The following is a 15,747-nucleotide window of genomic DNA, read 5'->3' as shown; positions in this document are numbered from 1 at the left end:
GGCAGGGCGCCGACGGCGTCGGCTACGACGTGGCGGGTGACGCCGACCGAACTCCGTCGGCCAGTTCACCGACGAGCGCCGAGAGATCCCGGGTACCGGCTTTCGCGGCGCTGACCAGCGCGGAACCGACGATCACGCCGTCCGCATAGGCGGCGATCTCGGCGGCCTGCGCCTTGTTGCGCACGCCGAGTCCAACGCCGATAGGGATGTCGGAATGGGCCCGGACACGCGCGCACAGTTCCGGCGCGGCGTCGGAGACGGCGTCGCGGGCGCCGGTGACACCCATCGTCGACGCGGCATAGATGAAACCTCGCGACGCGTCCACGGTCATCGCCAGCCGCTCATTGGTCGACGACGGCGCGACGAGATAGATCCGGTCCAGTCCGTGGTCGTCGGAGGCCGTGTGCCAGGCGGCGCCCTCCTCCGGGATCAGGTTCGGGGTGATCAGTCCGGCGCCGCCCGCGCTCGCGAGGTCGCGGGAGAACCTGTCGATGCCGTACTGCAGCACCGGGTTCCAGTAGCTCATCACGACCGACTGGCCGCCCGCGTCGGAGATCGCCTGAACGGCGGTGAACACGTCACGCACCCGGACACCCGCGGCAAGTGCGGTGTCGGCGGCCTCCTGGATGGTCGGTCCGTCCATCACCGGGTCCGAGTACGGGACACCGACCTCGATGATGTCGCAGCCCGCCTCGACCATCGCGCGAAAGAACTCGACCGACTTCTCGACGGTCGGATAGCCGACGGGCAGGTATCCGATGAGAGCGCTGCGTCCCTCCTGGCGGCACCGGGCGAATGTCGGACCGAGCCGGGACGGAGCAGTGTGGGTGATCGTCGCGGTGGTGCCGGTGCTCATACGGTCTCCCCTGTCTGCTCGCCGCCGGCGGACGCCTCGTCCTGCGACGGCGGCTTGTCGAACAGGTCGAACCACCGGGCCGCGGTGTCGACATCCTTGTCGCCTCGTCCGGACAGGCTGACGACGATCACCGCGCCCTCGCCGAGTTGCTGCCCCAGTTTGAGGGCGCCGGCCACCGCGTGCGCCGATTCGATCGCCGGGATGATGCCCTCGCGACGGCTGAGCAGGGCGAGCGCGTCCATCGCCTCGGTGTCGGTGATGGGCTCGTAGGTGGCGCGGCCGGTGTCCTTGAGGTAGGCGTGCTCCGGACCGACGCCCGGATAGTCCAGTCCCGCCGAGATCGAGTGCGACTCGATGGTCTGGCCGTCCTCGTCCTGCAGGAGGTAGGAGTACGCCCCCTGGAACGCGCCGGGTGTGCCGCCGGTGAACGTGGCGGCGTGGCGGCCGGTCTCGACCCCGTCACCGGCGGCCTCGTAGCCGACCAGGCGGACGTCGGTGTCGTCGATGAACGGATGGAAGATGCCGATCGCATTCGATCCGCCGCCGACACACGCCACGACGGCGTCGGGGAGCCGAGACGTCTGCTCGAGGATCTGTGCCCGCGCCTCCAGGCCGATGACACGCTGGAGATCACGCACCATCGCGGGGAACGGGTGCGGCCCGGCGGCCGTGCCGAAGCAGTAATAGGTGTTGTGCGCGTTGGTGACCCAGTCGCGCATCGCCTCGTTGATCGCGTCCTTGAGAGTGGCCGACCCGTTGTCGACGGCGATGACCTCCGCGCCGAGCAACCGCATCCGCGCGACGTTCAGCGCCTGGCGGTCGGTGTCGACGCGGCCCATGTAGACGACGCAGTCGAGGCCGAGCAGGGCGCAGGCGGTCGCGGTGGCGACACCGTGCTGACCGGCCCCGGTCTCGGCGATGATGCGCGACTTGCCCATCCGCGCGGCGAGCAGTGCCTGGCCCAGGACGTTGTTGATCTTGTGGGAACCGGTGTGGTTGAGGTCCTCGCGCTTGAGGAAGATCCGTGCGCCGCCCGCGAATTCGCTCAGTCGCTTGGCCTCGTAGAGCGGTGATGGACGCCCGGTGTAGTCGCGCTGCAGACGATCGAGTTCGGCGAGGTAGTCGTCGTCACGGCGAAGCTTCTGATACGTGGTGGTGACCTCGTCGATCACCGCCATCAGCGCCTCGGGGACGTGCCTGCCGCCGTAGACACCGAAGTGGCCGCCCTCGTCGGGCTCGATCGACGTGCGGGTGGTGAGGCCGACGCTGGCGGCGGGATAGGACGTGTCTGGGGAATCGGTATGCGCGGTCACGGTCTCTTGTTCGCTATCGGGGTCCGCAGGCGGAAAAGGCTGTCAGCGAACCGGTTTCGGGCAGGACGGGTGGGTACCCGCGGTGACCAGCTCGGAGACGGCGGCCCGGGGGTCGCCACTGGTGACGAGCCCCTCCCCGACCAGCACGGCGTCCGCGCCGGCACCGGCGTACGCCAGCAGATCGGCGGTGCCGCGCACGCCGGACTCGGCGATGCGGATCACCTTCGTCGGCAGGCCGGGGGCGATGCGGGAGAAGCAATCGCGGTCGACCTCGAGGGTCTTGAGGTTGCGGGCGTTGACACCGACGACGGATGCGCCGGCCTCCAGCGCGCGGTTCGCCTCCTCCTCGGTGTGCACCTCGACGAGCGCGGTCATGCCGAGGCTCTCGGTGCGGTCGAGCAGGGACGCGAGCACGTTCTGTTCCAGTGCGGCGACGATCAGCAGGATGACGTCGGCGCCGTGGGCTCGTGCCTCGTGGATCTGGTACGGACCGACGATGAAGTCCTTGCGCAGGACCGGGATGTCGACGGCGGCACGGACGCTGTCGAGGTCGTCGAGCGAGCCGCGGAAGCGGCGCTGCTCGGTGAGCACGCTGATGATCCGCGCACCGCCTGCCTCATAGGCGCTCGCCAGTTCGGCGGGGTCGGCGATGGTGGCGAGATCTCCCTTGGACGGGCTGGCACGCTTGACCTCGGCGATGACCCCGATGCCCGGCAGCTGTAGCGCCGCCATCGCATCCTTGGGGTCCGGGGCCTTCGTGGACGCCGCCTTGACAGCCGCGTAGTCGACCACGGCTTCGCGCGCGGCGACGTCAGCTTTCACTCCCTCGATGATGGAGTCGAGGACAGTCGGCGAGGTCACGACCGTTGGCCCCCTTTCGATGTTCGTGTGGTCTCAGGGTAGCCGGAGGGCCTGATCGTCCTGTGGCCGGGTTGGCTGCTCAGCGCTGGTCTCCTCGGCGTCGTTCTTCCCCGTGGTCGTCGTCGGGGACCTCGGTCGGATCGATCCCGGTGTCGAGTGCGTCCCACAACATGCGTTCGTTCGCGGGAGGCGCATCGTTACCCGCGCTGCTCGGGCCGGTCGTGGTGTCGGGGGTGCCGTCGGCGGCGTGATCCCAGTCGCTCGCCCGAGTGGCGTCCTGCGATGCCGGCCGCCCAGCCGCCGGGCCGGTCGTCGACGCCTCCGCGGCCGCCGACTTGCGCTTGTCGTGATCGGCGAAAATCTGACGCTCGAGTTCCTCCCGGCGGGCGCCGGGGGTCTTGTACTTCGACGACATCCCCGACACCCCGCCCGCGACGCGCAGCAGCAGGATTCCCGCCAGCACCGCGCACACCGTGCCGGCCAGCACGACGACCGCGGCCCACGAGTTGGTGGTGATGAGGATGATCTGGAAGCGGCCCGGGATGTCGGCGGCATCGGAGGCGTAGTCGGAGTCGGCGCCGCCGGTCACGAGCGAGATCGCCGGGATCGCCGCGAGTACTCCGGCGGCCGCGACCAGCAACGCGATGATCCGCAGGCCCCAGCCGCGGACCGAGAACGCGGCGAGGATGGCGGCGAGCAGGACGAGCGCGAGCGGGGTCAGCCAGGGACTCCAGTCCGATCCCTTGACATCGAAGTCCCGCGGCGGCGCGAGGCCGTCGGCGGCCAGCACCCGACACCAGTTGAGCCGCGACGCCGTCCAGTACGCCAGCGCGGCCAGCGCCAACAGGACCGCGGCGATCAGCTGACGACGACGCAGGTAGGCCTTCACCGCGACGGCGTTCTCATCCCCCGAGGGGTTCGGTGTGGTCATGTCGGCCCGTTCGTCGCGGCCGGGGCGGTCCCGCCGACCCGACGCATCGTCGCGGCCGCGGCCACCGCGTTGAGAACGGCCTTCGCCTTGTTACGCGCCTCGTTGTACTCGTACTCGGGCTCGCTGTCGGCGACGACGCCACCGCCGGCCTGGACGTAGGCGCGGCCGTCGGCCATCAGCGCGGTCCGGATGGCGATGGCGGTGTCCGCGTCGCCGGCGAAGTCGAGATAGCCGACGATGCCGCCGTAGAGACCGCGTCGGGTCAGCTCACGCTCGTCGATGAGTTCCATCGCTCGCACCTTCGGTGCGCCGGTCAGGGTGCCCGCCGGAAAACAGGCCGAGACGGCATCGAGGGCGTGTTTGTCCTCGCGCAGCGTGCCCGAGACCGTCGACACCAGGTGCATCACGTGGCTGTAGCGCTCGACGTGGCGGTAGTCGCTGACCTTGACGGTGCCCGGGCGACAGACGCGACCGAGATCGTTGCGACCGAGATCGACGAGCATCAGGTGTTCGGCGTTCTCCTTCTCGTCCTCGACGAGACCCTTGGCGAGGAGTTGATCCTCTTCCTCCGTCGCACCGCGCCAGCGGGTGCCGGCGATCGGATGGGTCGTCGCGACGCCGTCCTGGACGGTCACCAATGCCTCGGGGCTGCTGCCGACGATGGTGAACGGGCCGCGTCCCGTTCCGCCGGGCATGCGCAGCAGGTACATGTACGGACTGGGATTCGATGCGCGCAGCACGCGGTAGACGTCGACGGGGTCGGCGTCGGTCTCCATCTCGAACCGTTGCGACGGCACGACCTGGAAGGCTTCGCCGGCCTCGATCTCGCCGACGAGATCGACGACGATCTCGCTGTACTCCTCGAGCGTGCGCTGGGCGGTGTACTCCGGCGTCGGGCGGTCGAAGTGCGACACCGTCGACGGTGCCGGTGCGGCGAGCGCCTCGGTCATCGCGTCCAGACGGGACACGGCGTCGGCGTAGGCCTCCTCGACCCGTTCGTCCGACCCGTCCCAGTTCACCGCGTTGGCGATCAGCGTGATCGTGCCCTCGTGGTGGTCGACGGCGGCGACATCGGTCGCCAGCAGCATCATCATGTCGGGCAGACCGAGGTCGTCGATCGGTGTTCCCGGCAGCCGTTCGAGCCGCCGCACCATGTCGTAGGCGAAGAAGCCGACGAACCCGCCGGTCAGTGGCGGCATCCCGGGAAAGGGGTCCGTCGCGAGCAGGCGCAGCGACTCGGCGAGCGCGGCCAACGGATCGCCGCCGTCGGGCGCGCCGGTCGGTACCTCTCCCCACCACCGGGCCTCGCCGTCGACGACGGTGAGCGCCGACGGCGACCGCGCACCGATGAACGACCAGCGCGACCACGAGCGGCCGTTCTCCGCCGACTCGAGCAGGAACGTGCCCTCGCGGTCGCCGGCCAGTTTGCGGTAGGCCGACAGCGGTGTCTCCGAGTCGGCGAGGACCTTGCGGGTCACCGGCACGACGCGGTGGTCGGCCGCGAGGTCCAGGAACTCCTCGAGTGTGGTGGTAGCGCTCATCCCAGCGGCTCGCCGCCCACGCCCCAGTGCTGTCGCGGTACCTCGGTGATGGTCACCCAGACCGAATCGGGGTTCTTCCCGGTCGCCTTGGCATACGCCTCGGTGACCGCCGCGATGGTCTCGCGTTTGACCCGGTCGGACAGGCCGGGGGTCTGCGAGATCTGGATCAGTGGCATGGACGCCGTCACCGCCTTTCTGCTGGAGTGGTCGGGTTCATTCTCCCCCGCCGTCGGCCGCGGGCAGCAGCGACGGGGTGTCGAAACAGCTGTGGTTGCCGGTGTGGCAGGCGGCACCGACCTGGTCGACGATCAGCAGCACGGTGTCGCCGTCGCAGTCGAGACGCACGTCGTGCACGTACTGGGTGTGCCCGGAGGTCTCGCCCTTGACCCAGTACTGCTGTCGAGAGCGCGAGTAGTAGGTGCCCTGCCGTGTGGCCAGGGTTCGTTCGAGCGCGACGTCGTCCATCCACGCCATCATCAGGACGGTACCGGTGTCGCGCTCCTGTGCGACGGCGGCGAAGAGCCCGTCGTCGTTGCGTTTGAGCCGGGCGGAGAGCTCGGGATCGAGGGCCATCACGGGTGTCCTGTCCTGCTCGTCGGGCTGGTGGGTGATCGGGGTGTTCGGTCGGGGCGACGTCGTGTCAGCGCACGATGATCCCCTCGGCGGCCATCGCCGCCTTCACGTCGGGGATCGTCAGCTCACCGAAATGGAAGACCGAGGCGGCGAGCACGGCGTCGGCGCCGGCCTCGACCGCGGGAGCGAAGTCGCCGATCGCGCCGGCCCCGCCGCTGGCGATCACCGGTACGTCGACCTCCGCGCGCACCGTCGCCAGCATCCGCAGATCGAATCCGCGTTTCGTGCCATCGGCGTCCATCGAGTTGAGGAGGATCTCGCCGACGCCGAGTTCCTGGCCTCGGCGCGCCCACTCGACGGCATCGATGCCGGTCCCCCGGCGCCCGCCGTGGGTGGTCACCTCCCATCCCGACGGTGTGGGCGCCGCTCCGTCCGGCACCGTGCGGGCGTCGACCGACAGGACGATGCACTGCGAACCGAATCGCCGGCTCATCTCGGCGAGGACCTCGGGGCGTGCGATCGCGGCGGTGTTGACGCTGACCTTGTCGGCGCCGGCGCGGAGCATCGTGTCGACGTCCTCGACGGTGCGGATGCCGCCGCCGACGGTGAGCGGGATGAAGATCTGGTCGGCGGTGCGCTTGACCACGTCGATCATCGTCGTACGACCCGAACTCGATGCGGTGACGTCGAGGAAGGTGAGTTCGTCGGCGCCCTCCTGGTCGTAGCGGCCGGCGAGTTCGACGGGGTCGCCGGCGTCGCGCAGGTTCTGGAAGTTGATCCCCTTGACGACGCGGCCGTCGTCGACGTCCAGACATGGGATGACTCGTACGGCAACCGTCATGACCGACCTCCTGGGTTCGCGGTGGGTGTCGTCCCGACGTCGGGGTCGGCGCCCCATTCGTCGCCGACGACGTCGCCGATCACCGCCATGAGTTCCTCGTGTACCCCGGGCGCGGCGCACACCAGCGACGGCGACGACACCGTCCAGGGCGCGCCACTCAGATCGGTGGCCACGCCGCCAGCGGCCCGCACCAACGCCGCGCCGGCAGCGTTGTCCCAGGCGTGGCGGCCGAAAGCGATTGCGCCACCGAAGATCCCAGCGGCGGTGTAGGCCATGTCGACGCCGGTGCTGCCGGTCATGCGCAGTCGCGCGACCCGCGAACTCAGAGCGCGGATGACGTCGGCGCGACGCGCCCCCGGGTAGCGCCCCTGACCGGCGGCGTTGAACGGGCCGTAGGCGATCGCCGTGGTCTTCAGGTGCAGGGGTGCGAGCGCGGGAGCAGGCTCACCGTCGACGAGCAGCGGGCCGTCGACGTGCGCGGCGTACCGCCGACCGAGCAGGGGCAGCCAGGTGAGACCGAGCACGGGGTCACCGTCGACGAGTAGGCCGAGCAGGATGCCGGCCATCGGCACACCGGTCGAGTAGTTGTAGGTGCCGTCGACGGGATCGAGGACCCAAACAGCACCCTCGGTGACCGGCGGGCCACCGAATTCCTCACCGTGGACCGGGATCTGTGTACGGTCGGCGAGCTCGGCGGCGAGCCGGCGTTCGAGGTCCAGGTCGACCTGGGTGGCGAAATCGGTCACGCCCTTCTCGACAGCGCTCGGCGCGCCGAGGCCGGCGACGAACTCGTCGACGGCGGAGTCGAGGATGGCGCTCGCGGTGTCGAGCAGACGCTGGTGATCCATCACGTCCCGGCGACGGCCGACAGGGCCTCGGGCAGCGTGAACCGGCCCGCGTAGAGCGCCTTTCCGACGATCGCACCCTCCACGCCCCGGTCGACGAGACCCGCGATGGCGATGAGGTCGCCGAGCGCCGAGACCCCGCCGGAGGCGACGATCGGTGCCGACGTCGCATCGGCCACCTCTCCGAGCAGTTCGAGGTTCGGGCCGCCCAGCGTGCCGTCCTTGGAGACGTCGGTGACCACGTAGCGCGAGCAGCCGTCGCGGTCGAGGCGGGTCAGCACCTCCCACAGGTCACCACCGTCGGTGACCCAGCCACGTCCGCGCAGACGGTAGGACTCGCCCTCACGGATCACGTCGAGACCGACGGCGATCCGGTCGCCGTACCGCTCGATCGCGCGGGCACACCAGTCGGGGTTCTCCAGGGCGGCGGTGCCCAGATTGACGCGGGTACAGCCGGTGCCGAGGGCCGCTGCCAGCGAGTCGTCGTCGCGGATGCCGCCGGACAGTTCGACCTTGACGTCGAGTTCACCGACGACGTCGGCGAGGAGTTCGCGGTTGTTCCCGCGCCCGAAGGCGGCGTCGAGGTCGACGAGGTGAATCCATTCGGCGCCGTCGGACTGCCAGGCCAGGGCGGCCTCGCGAGGCGACCCGTAGGAGGTCTCGGTGCCGGCTGCGCCCTGCACCAGCCGGACCGCCTGCCCGTCGGCGACGTCGACGGCCGGGAGGAGTTCAAGGGTGTTACCCATCGGTGGCGGAGTTCCTGTCTGTCGGTTCGATGGTGCGTGGATCGTGGCTGCCCGCGGGAGCGCTGTCGTCGGGTCGCGCGGCGGGTGGGCGCGCGGTCCGGTCGAGCTGCTCGGCGGCGCGCGCAGCCAGGATCTCACGCTCCGCGGTGGCGATCATCCGCCGGGAGACGGTTCCGATCGCGGCGATCATCGCGAGGACGGCGATCAGTGCGACGACCAGGCCCGCGATCGGCGACCAGTGTGCGATGGCCAGGATGATCGGGATCGACACCACCAGCACGAGCACGCCGGCGCCCAGTGCGTAGAACACCATCTTGCCGAGCGAGAAGCGGGTGCCGTCGACGTTCATGCCAGTGACCGCACCCAGTTGCGCAGCAGGTGTGCGCCGGCGTCGCCGGACTTCTCCGGGTGGAACTGGGTGGCGGCCAGCGCGCCGTTCTCGACCGCGGCCAGAAACGGTCCACCGTGGTGCGCCCAGGTCAGCTTCGGCGCGGCGAGCGGCGTGCCGTCGCTGTCCATCTCCCAGCTCTGCGCGGCGTAGGAGTGCACGAAGTAGAACCGCGTGTCGGCGTCGAGCCCGTCGAACAGCACCGTGCCCTCGGCGGCCTCGACGGTGTTCCAGCCCATGTGTGGCAGGACCGGTGCGGGCAGTCGGCTGATGGTCCCAGGCCATTCGCCGCATCCGTCGGCCTCGACGCCGAACTCGACGCCCCGGTCGAACAGGATCTGCATACCGACACAGATGCCGAGTACGGGCCGGCCGCCGGCGAGACGCTGATCGATGATGCGGTGCCCCTTGACGGCCTTCAGGCCCTCCATACAGGCGGCGAATGCTCCGACGCCGGGTACGACCAGGCCGTCGCACTCGGTCGCGGCGTCGCGGTCGTCGGTGACGGTGACGTCGGCGCCGGCACGTTCGAGCGCACGCTGCGCGGACCGGAGGTTGCCGGAGCCGTAGTCGAGGATGGTGACCGCAGGTGCACTCGTCATCGGCCGCACCGCCCCGCGCCGACTGTTATCACCGGGCCCATCAGAGCGCACCCTTCGTCGACGGCACGCCGGTGACGCGCGGGTCGTACTCGGTGGCGGCGCGCAGCGCGCGGGCGACGGCCTTGAACTCGGCCTCGGTGATGTGGTGCTGATCGCGCCCGTAGAGGACCCGGACGTGCAGCGCGATACGGGCATTCAGGGCGATCGACTCGAACACGTGCCGGTTGATCACCGTCGAGTACGGCACCCCCGGATAGCCGCCGATGACCGCGGTGAGGAGATGGTCGGGTTCACCGGTGTGCACGCAGTAGGGACGCCCGGAGACGTCGACGACGGCGTGGGCCAGCGTCTCGTCCATCGGGATCCACGAGTCAGCGAAACGGCGGATGCCCTTCTTGTCGCCGAGGGCCTGCCCGAGGGCCTGCCCGAGCACGATCGCGGTGTCCTCGATCGTGTGGTGGCCCTCGACCTCGACGTCGCCCGTGGCCTCGACGGTCAGGTCGAAGCTGCCGTGCTGGCCGAAGGCGGTGAGCATGTGGTCGAAGAACGCGATACCGGTGGAGATCGACGTGACGCCGGTGCCGTCGAGGTTCAGCTCGACGGTGATCGACGATTCCCTGGTCGTGCGTTCGACTCGTGCGATACGCGGGGCGGGCGAGGTGGTCACCGGGTGTTCTCCAGATCTGTGGGCGCAAGCGTTCGGCTGACATCGAGGAAGGCGTCGTTCTCGGCCACCAACCCGATGGTGACACGCAGATGGCCGGCGATTCCGACGTCGCGGATCAACACGCCGTGGTCGAGGTAGTGCTGCCAGGTCGTCGGCGCGTCGCGGAAACGCCCGAACAGCAGGAAGTTCGCGTCGGAGTCGATCACGTCGTACCCCACGGCGGTGAGCTCGCCGACGACACGCCGGCGTTCGTCGATGATCGCGGCCACGCCGGCGAGGGTGTCGTCGCGGTGGCGCAGGGCCGCCCGCGCCGAAGCCTGGGTGAGCACCGACAGGTGATACGGCAATCGCACCAGCTGGAGCGCGTCGACGACGGCCGGGGCGGCGGCGAGATAGCCGAGGCGCCCGCCCGCGAACGCGAACGCCTTGCTCATCGTCCGGCTGACCACGACCTTCGTCGGGTACTCCTCGATGAGTTCCACCGCGCTCGGCTGCTGGGAGAACTCGCCATAGGCCTCGTCGACGACGACGATCCCGGGCGCAGCCTCGACGATCGCGCGCAGACCGTCGTTCGGGATCGAACCGCCGGTCGGATTGTTGGGCGACGTCACGAACACCACGTCGGGCCGACGGTTGGTCACCTCGGCGACCGCGTACGGGATGTCGAGGGAGAAGTCCGAGGCGCGGACCGCGTGCAGCCATGTGGTGTCCGTGCCGTCGGAGATGATCGGATGCATCGAGTACGACGGCACGAAGCCGAGGGCGCTGCGTCCGGGACCTGCGAAGGCCTGCAGCAGTTGCTGGAGGATCTCGTTGGAACCGTTCGCCGCCCACACGTTGCGCACCGACAGTGCGGTGCCGGTGGCCTGCGTCAGATACTCGGCGAGGTCGGTGCGCAGCGCGACCGCGTCCCGATCCGGATAGCGGTGCAGGTCCGCCGCCGCCTCCCGGGCCGAGTCCGCGACGTCGGCGATCAACGCGGCCGACGGCGGGTGCGGGTTCTCGTTGGTGTTCAAGATCACCGGGACCTTGAGTTGCGGTGCGCCGTAAGCACTCTTGCCACGCAGGTTGTCCCGCAGCGGCAGGTCGTCGACGGAGATGCGCCCACCGGGCACACCGGACGTGTCGGGGACCACCGAGTCCGGGGCGCTCACGACGCACCCGCGTTCGTCGTCGATGCGTCGGCGACGAAGCGTTGCTTCACCGCATCGCCATGTCCCGGAAGGTCTTCGGCGTCGGCGAGCGTGACGACCTTGTCGGCGACGGCGCGCAGCGCGTCCTCGTCGTAGTCGATGACGTGGACACCCTTGAGGAACGTCTGCACGGACAGGCCGGATGCGAAGCGGGCCGAACCCGAGGTCGGCAGAACGTGATTGGAGCCCGCACAGTAATCGCCGAGACTCACCGGCGCATACGGTCCGACGAAGATCGCACCCGCGTTGTGCACCCGGTCGGCCACGGCGGCGGCGTCGCGGGTCTGGATCTCGAGATGCTCTGCGGCATAGGCGTCGACCACGGCCAGACCGGCCTCGAGGTCGTCGACCAGCACGATGCCCGACTGCTTGCCCGACAGCGCGGTGATCACCCGTTCACGATGCTTGGTCGTCGCGACCTGGGCGTCGAGGGCGACGTCGACGGCGTCGGCGAGGTCGGCACTGTCGGTGACGAGGACCGAGGCCGCGAGCACGTCGTGCTCGGCCTGACTGATGAGGTCCGACGCGAGGATGCCGGGATCGGCGCTGTCGTCGGCGAGGATGGCGATCTCGGTCGGGCCGGCCTCCGAATCGATGCCGACGACACTGCGGCACAGGCGCTTCGCCGCTGTGACGTAGATGTTGCCGGGCCCGGTCACGAGGTCGACCGGATCGAGTACGGCACCGTCGGAATCGGTGCCGCCGTAGGACAGAAGGGCCACGCCCTGCGCACCGCCGACGGCCCACACCTCGTCGACGCCGAGGAGGGCGCAGGCGGCGAGGATGGTCGGGTGGGGCCGACCACCGAAATCCTTCTGCGGGGGCGAGGCGATCACCAGCGAGCCCACCCCGGCTTCCTGGGCGGGCACCACGTTCATGATCACCGACGACGGGTACACCGCGTTGCCGCCGGGCACGTAGAGTCCGACGCGCCGGACGGGGATCCACTTCTCGCTGACCACGCCGCCGTCGACGACCTGGGTCCGGGTGGTCGCGCGGCGCTGGTCGGCGTGCACCTTGCGGGCGCGCACGATCGATTCACGCAGGGCGTCGGCGACCGCGGGGTCGAGGTGGTCGAGCGCATCCGCGATGACCGACTGCGGCACCCGCACCGAGTCGGGCCGCACGCCGTCGAACTTCTCACCGAACTCGAGTGCGGCGTCGGCGCCGCGCTCGGAGACCTCATGGACCAACGGCGCCACCGTGTCGAGGACGGCATTGACGTCGGTGCCTCCACGGGGCAGCGCACGTCGCAGTTCTGCGAGCGTGGGCCGGGCACCGCGCAGGTCGGTTCGGGCGAGCATCGGGTTCTCCTGTGAGCCGGGAATGGTGCGCGTCGTGCGCACACGTCACCCACGAGTTTATGGGGTCCGGCGAAGTGGTTTTCCACACGGTCGCCGGGCGCCACCGACCACCGGCGGATCCGCGTCAGGAACGGGTCGGCGGCGCCGGGATGTCGAGTCCCAGGTCCAGCACGGTGACCGAATGGGTCAGCGCACCGACCGCGAGGTAGTCGACGCCGGTGCGGGCGTAGTCGGCGGCCATGTCCAGCGACAGCCCACCCGAACTCTCCAGCTTTGTCTGCGGGGAGCGCGCGTTGCGGCGCTGCACGGCCATCTGCGTCTCCCACAGCGCGAAGTTGTCCAGCAGCACCAGTTGTGGTTCGAGCGCGAGGACCTCGTCGAGTTGGGCCAACGAGTCGACCTCCACCTCGACCGGCAGACCCGGCGCGGCCGCACGGACCGCCGACAGCGCGGCGCTGACCGATCCGGCGGCCGCGACATGGTTGTCCTTGATCAGTGCGGCGTCGCCGAGGCCGAGGCGATGATTCACACCACCACCGGCGCGCACGGCGTACTTCTGCAGGTAGCGCATCCCCGGCAGCGTCTTGCGGGAGTCACGCACCTTGGCGTCGGTGCCGTCGACGGCCTGCACCCACCGCGCGGTCGCGGTCGCGATGCCGGACAGGTGGCAGATCAGGTTGAGCGCCGTGCGTTCGGCGGTCAGCAACGCCCCGGTCGGTGCGTGGACGGCCAGTACGACGTCTCCCGGCCCGACGTGGGTGCCGTCGGCGACCGACGACGTCACGTCGTACCGTCCTGCCCCGATCACCTCGTCGAGGACCGCGAGGACCACCGCGACACCCGCGATCACGCCGTCTCCGCGACTGACGATCGCGGCGTCGGTGACCGCGTCGGTGGGCACGGTCGCCTGGGTCGTCACGTCCGGACCGTGCCGGAGGTCCTCGTCGAGTGCCGTCCGGATCAGCGACCGGACCTCCTCGGTGACGGTCAGGTCGAGGTCGTCGGCCGCGGCGATCTGGCCGACGAACCCCTCACTCACCGGAACCGGGGTTGCCGATCGCGATCATGCGCTCGACGCTCTTGCGGGCGCGCTCGGCGACATCGGGGGCGACGTGCACCTCGTCGCGTCCCTCGCGCAGCGAACGCAGCAACGCCGCCGGGGTGATCATCTTCATGTACGGGCACGAGGCACGGTCGTTGACGGCCTGGAAGTCCACACCCGGGGCCGCCTTGCGCAGCTGGTGCAGCATGCCGATCTCGGTCGCGACCAGCACCTGCTTGGCGCCGGTCTCCCGGGCGGCGTCGAGCATGCCGCCGGTGGACAGGATCTTCACCTTGTCGGCGGGGACGGCGCCTTCGCCGGCGAGATAGAGAGCCGATGTCGCGCAACCACATTCGGGGTGGATGAACAGGTCCGCGTCGGGGTGGCTGCTCGCCTGGTCGGCCAGCTCGTCGCCGTTGATGCCGGCGTGGACGTGGCACTCCCCCGCCCAGATGTGGATGTTGTCGCGCCCGGTCTCCCGCTTGACGTGTGCGCCGAGGAACTGATCCGGCAGGAACAGGACCTCACGATCGGGGTCGATCGAGGCCACGACGTCGACCGCGTTCGACGACGTGCAGCAGATGTCGGTGAGTCCCTTCACCTCGGCGGTGGTGTTCACGTACGAGACGACGACCGCGTCCGGGTGATCGGCCTTCCAGTCGCGCAGTTCGTCGGCGGTGATGGAGTCCGCGAGCGAGCACCCCGCGCGTGCGTCGGGGATCAGCACGCGCTTGTCGGGGCTCAGGATCTTGGCGGTCTCCGCCATGAAGTGCACGCCGCAGAAGATGATCTCGTCGGCGTCGACCTCGGCGGCGATCCGGGACAGGGCGAGGGAGTCACCGACATGGTCTGCCACGTCCTGGATCGCGGGTAGCTGATAGTTGTGCGCCAGCAGGGTCGCATTCCGGGCGCGCGCCAGTCGGCGCACCTCGTCGGCCCACTCCGGGGTCGGTTCGACGCCGGTGTAGCCACCGGGTCCGTCGACCCATTCGGCATCGATCAGACCCATGGGTGCGGTGTCTGTCGCCGTTGCCGGTCGGTCACTCGTGATGCTCATCGCCACTCCTCTTGCGGTCATGCTCGCCGACACGGGGTCGTATCCGGCGACACGAGTTTTCGACTCATGATCGAAAACGCTGTCCATCGTAACACCGGTCACATCTGCGGCATTCCCGCCGCGATTCGAGTAGTCCACTACGCGTTTGCGCAGACCGTCGTCTCCCTAGCGTCGAAGACGTACCGAACAGCGTCGCCGACGTCCGAGAACCCGGCCGGGCCGATCACGGCGGCCGAGAAAGATTGTGAGCATCGTGATGACCATCTCCCCGCACGACAGCTTCACCCCCGACACCCTCATGCCCGGCAGATTCACGCCCCGCGCCGGCGCACCCGGCGTCATGCCCTCCGCACCCGCAGCGCCCAGGTCGACCGTCCCGGGTGGGTCACGCTCGGCGGCCGACGCCGCCCGGCGCGAGGCCGCGCTGGCCCGCCTGGCGGCCCGGAGGATGCCCCTGCCGGGAATGCCGTCGGCTACACCGCCGCATGCCGCGGCACGGCCGCACACCGCGCAGGTCTGTGCCGACCCGCGTGCAGGCGCCAATCGCCCGCACATGCGAGTGGTGCACACCCCCGAGCAGGCGATCGGCAGGTCGGGTCCCCACCCCGCCCCGACCCGCACCGCACCGCGGCCGCCGACAACGGCAGAACCGACCGCGAACCGCACAACCCCGGCGGACACGGTTGTGACCCCCGAGCGGCGCCGTCCCGGGCTGACCGACCGCGAGATCCAGGTGTTGCGCACCTGGCTGCTCACCGACTCGAAGATCATGGTCGCCCGGGAACTGTGCATCTCGATCGGCACGGTGAACACGCACCTCACCCGTATCCGCGCCAAGTACACCGCCGTCGAACGGACCGCACGCACCAAGGCCGCACTGGCGGCACGCGCGATCCAGGACGGGCTGCTCTCACTCGACGAGCTGTGACCGGCGCCGGGCGGACGGTGCATCGGCGCGGGCGATCCGTGCGTCGGCGCGCGGGCCCG

General features: G+C 69.9%; 18 protein-coding genes. 1 reads left to right on the top strand and 17 read right to left on the bottom strand.

The window, feature by feature from the left end; all coding sequences use genetic code 11:
* Positions 1-22: 22 nt before the first annotated feature.
* From trpA to nadA, 17 genes are all read right to left on the bottom strand, one after another.
* A complete protein-coding gene (gene trpA / locus EEB19_RS20850) occupies positions 23-856 on the bottom strand; it encodes a tryptophan synthase subunit alpha (protein WP_187589269.1) in 834 nt (277 codons plus the stop codon).
* Positions 853-2,169, bottom strand: a complete 1,317-nt coding sequence (trpB, locus tag EEB19_RS20845) for a tryptophan synthase subunit beta (RefSeq protein WP_187589268.1) — start codon at positions 2,167-2,169, stop codon at positions 853-855. The genes trpA and trpB overlap by 4 nt, the downstream gene beginning before the upstream one ends.
* A gap of 42 nt (positions 2,170-2,211) precedes the next feature.
* Complete coding sequence (trpC, locus tag EEB19_RS20840) at positions 2,212-3,030, bottom strand: indole-3-glycerol phosphate synthase TrpC (protein ID WP_187589267.1); 819 nt, start codon at positions 3,028-3,030, stop codon at positions 2,212-2,214.
* Positions 3,031-3,109: 79 nt separating this feature from the next.
* The gene (locus tag EEB19_RS20835; RefSeq protein ID WP_187589266.1) at positions 3,110-3,961 is read right to left on the bottom strand and encodes a TIGR02234 family membrane protein; all 852 of its coding nucleotides are present in this window, start codon (positions 3,959-3,961) and stop codon (positions 3,110-3,112) included.
* The gene (locus EEB19_RS20830; RefSeq protein WP_187589265.1) at positions 3,958-5,502 is read right to left on the bottom strand and encodes an anthranilate synthase component I; all 1,545 of its coding nucleotides are present in this window, start codon (positions 5,500-5,502) and stop codon (positions 3,958-3,960) included. The genes EEB19_RS20835 and EEB19_RS20830 overlap by 4 nt, the downstream gene beginning before the upstream one ends.
* Complete coding sequence (locus EEB19_RS20825) at positions 5,499-5,678, bottom strand: 4-oxalocrotonate tautomerase family protein (protein WP_006895384.1); 180 nt, start codon at positions 5,676-5,678, stop codon at positions 5,499-5,501. The genes EEB19_RS20830 and EEB19_RS20825 overlap by 4 nt, the downstream gene beginning before the upstream one ends.
* A 37-nt stretch (positions 5,679-5,715) precedes the next feature.
* Complete coding sequence (gene hisI / locus EEB19_RS20820; RefSeq protein ID WP_187589264.1) at positions 5,716-6,075, bottom strand: phosphoribosyl-AMP cyclohydrolase; 360 nt, start codon at positions 6,073-6,075, stop codon at positions 5,716-5,718.
* A gap of 67 nt (positions 6,076-6,142) precedes the next feature.
* Positions 6,143-6,916: an imidazole glycerol phosphate synthase subunit HisF gene (gene hisF, locus EEB19_RS20815; protein WP_187589263.1), complete on the bottom strand. Its 774-nt coding sequence runs from the start codon at positions 6,914-6,916 to the stop codon at positions 6,143-6,145.
* Complete coding sequence (locus EEB19_RS20810; RefSeq protein ID WP_187589262.1) at positions 6,913-7,764, bottom strand: inositol monophosphatase; 852 nt, start codon at positions 7,762-7,764, stop codon at positions 6,913-6,915. Before EEB19_RS20810 ends, hisF begins: the two co-directional genes overlap by 4 nt.
* Entirely contained in the window at positions 7,764-8,507 is a 744-nt protein-coding gene (gene priA / locus EEB19_RS20805) for a bifunctional 1-(5-phosphoribosyl)-5-((5-phosphoribosylamino)methylideneamino)imidazole-4-carboxamide isomerase/phosphoribosylanthranilate isomerase PriA (protein ID WP_187589261.1), read from the bottom strand. The genes EEB19_RS20810 and priA overlap by 1 nt, the downstream gene beginning before the upstream one ends.
* The gene (locus EEB19_RS27055) at positions 8,500-8,856 is read right to left on the bottom strand and encodes a hypothetical protein (protein WP_262365822.1); all 357 of its coding nucleotides are present in this window, start codon (positions 8,854-8,856) and stop codon (positions 8,500-8,502) included. The genes priA and EEB19_RS27055 overlap by 8 nt, the downstream gene beginning before the upstream one ends.
* A complete protein-coding gene (gene hisH / locus EEB19_RS20795) occupies positions 8,853-9,497 on the bottom strand; it encodes an imidazole glycerol phosphate synthase subunit HisH (protein ID WP_187589260.1) in 645 nt (214 codons plus the stop codon). The genes EEB19_RS27055 and hisH overlap by 4 nt, the downstream gene beginning before the upstream one ends.
* Before the next feature lie 40 nt (positions 9,498-9,537).
* Positions 9,538-10,164 carry an imidazoleglycerol-phosphate dehydratase HisB gene (gene hisB, locus EEB19_RS20790; protein WP_187589259.1) on the bottom strand — a complete coding sequence of 209 codons (627 nt, stop codon included), beginning with the start codon at positions 10,162-10,164 and terminating at the stop codon, positions 9,538-9,540.
* Positions 10,161-11,318, bottom strand: coding sequence for a histidinol-phosphate transaminase (locus EEB19_RS20785; RefSeq protein WP_187589258.1), 1,158 nt, complete (start codon positions 11,316-11,318; stop codon positions 10,161-10,163). Before EEB19_RS20785 ends, hisB begins: the two co-directional genes overlap by 4 nt.
* Complete coding sequence (gene hisD, locus EEB19_RS20780; protein WP_187589257.1) at positions 11,315-12,661, bottom strand: histidinol dehydrogenase; 1,347 nt, start codon at positions 12,659-12,661, stop codon at positions 11,315-11,317. Before hisD ends, EEB19_RS20785 begins: the two co-directional genes overlap by 4 nt.
* 124 nt (positions 12,662-12,785) lie before the next feature.
* Entirely contained in the window at positions 12,786-13,700 is a 915-nt protein-coding gene (nadC, locus tag EEB19_RS20775; protein WP_187589256.1) for a carboxylating nicotinate-nucleotide diphosphorylase, read from the bottom strand.
* Positions 13,693-14,760, bottom strand: coding sequence for a quinolinate synthase NadA (gene nadA / locus EEB19_RS20770; protein ID WP_187589255.1), 1,068 nt, complete (start codon positions 14,758-14,760; stop codon positions 13,693-13,695). Before nadA ends, nadC begins: the two co-directional genes overlap by 8 nt.
* A 340-nt stretch (positions 14,761-15,100) precedes the next feature.
* Between nadA and EEB19_RS20765 the strand changes: the two genes are divergently transcribed.
* Positions 15,101-15,688 carry a LuxR C-terminal-related transcriptional regulator gene (locus EEB19_RS20765; RefSeq protein WP_187589291.1) on the top strand — a complete coding sequence of 196 codons (588 nt, stop codon included), beginning with the start codon at positions 15,101-15,103 and terminating at the stop codon, positions 15,686-15,688.
* Positions 15,689-15,747 lie beyond the last annotated feature (59 nt).

It is taken from the genome of Gordonia sp. OPL2 (assembly GCF_003797825.1).
Lineage (GTDB): Bacteria > Actinomycetota > Actinomycetes > Mycobacteriales > Mycobacteriaceae > Gordonia.
Note: the sequence above shows the minus strand (reverse complement) of the source record. Positions and strands in the feature narration are given on the sequence as shown.

What these genes read in the sequence shown, in the direction of transcription:
- trpA (WP_187589269.1), bottom strand. Translation starts at nt 856, where the DNA reads ATGAGCACCGGCACCACCGCGACGATCACCCACACTGCTCCGTCCCGG.
- EEB19_RS20835 (WP_187589266.1), bottom strand. Translation starts at nt 3,961, where the DNA reads ATGACCACACCGAACCCCTCGGGGGATGAGAACGCCGTCGCGGTGAAG.
- EEB19_RS20830 (WP_187589265.1), bottom strand. Translation starts at nt 5,502, where the DNA reads ATGAGCGCTACCACCACACTCGAGGAGTTCCTGGACCTCGCGGCCGAC.
- EEB19_RS20825 (WP_006895384.1), bottom strand. Translation starts at nt 5,678, where the DNA reads ATGCCACTGATCCAGATCTCGCAGACCCCCGGCCTGTCCGACCGGGTC.
- hisI (WP_187589264.1), bottom strand. Translation starts at nt 6,075, where the DNA reads ATGGCCCTCGATCCCGAGCTCTCCGCCCGGCTCAAACGCAACGACGAC.
- hisF (WP_187589263.1), bottom strand. Translation starts at nt 6,916, where the DNA reads ATGACGGTTGCCGTACGAGTCATCCCATGTCTGGACGTCGACGACGGC.
- EEB19_RS20810 (WP_187589262.1), bottom strand. Translation starts at nt 7,764, where the DNA reads ATGGATCACCAGCGTCTGCTCGACACCGCGAGCGCCATCCTCGACTCC.
- priA (WP_187589261.1), bottom strand. Translation starts at nt 8,507, where the DNA reads ATGGGTAACACCCTTGAACTCCTCCCGGCCGTCGACGTCGCCGACGGG.
- EEB19_RS27055 (WP_262365822.1), bottom strand. Translation starts at nt 8,856, where the DNA reads ATGAACGTCGACGGCACCCGCTTCTCGCTCGGCAAGATGGTGTTCTAC.
- hisH (WP_187589260.1), bottom strand. Translation starts at nt 9,497, where the DNA reads ATGACGAGTGCACCTGCGGTCACCATCCTCGACTACGGCTCCGGCAAC.
- hisD (WP_187589257.1), bottom strand. Translation starts at nt 12,661, where the DNA reads ATGCTCGCCCGAACCGACCTGCGCGGTGCCCGGCCCACGCTCGCAGAA.
- nadA (WP_187589255.1), bottom strand. Translation starts at nt 14,760, where the DNA reads ATGAGCATCACGAGTGACCGACCGGCAACGGCGACAGACACCGCACCC.
- EEB19_RS20765 (WP_187589291.1), top strand. Translation starts at nt 15,101, where the DNA reads ATGCCCTCCGCACCCGCAGCGCCCAGGTCGACCGTCCCGGGTGGGTCA.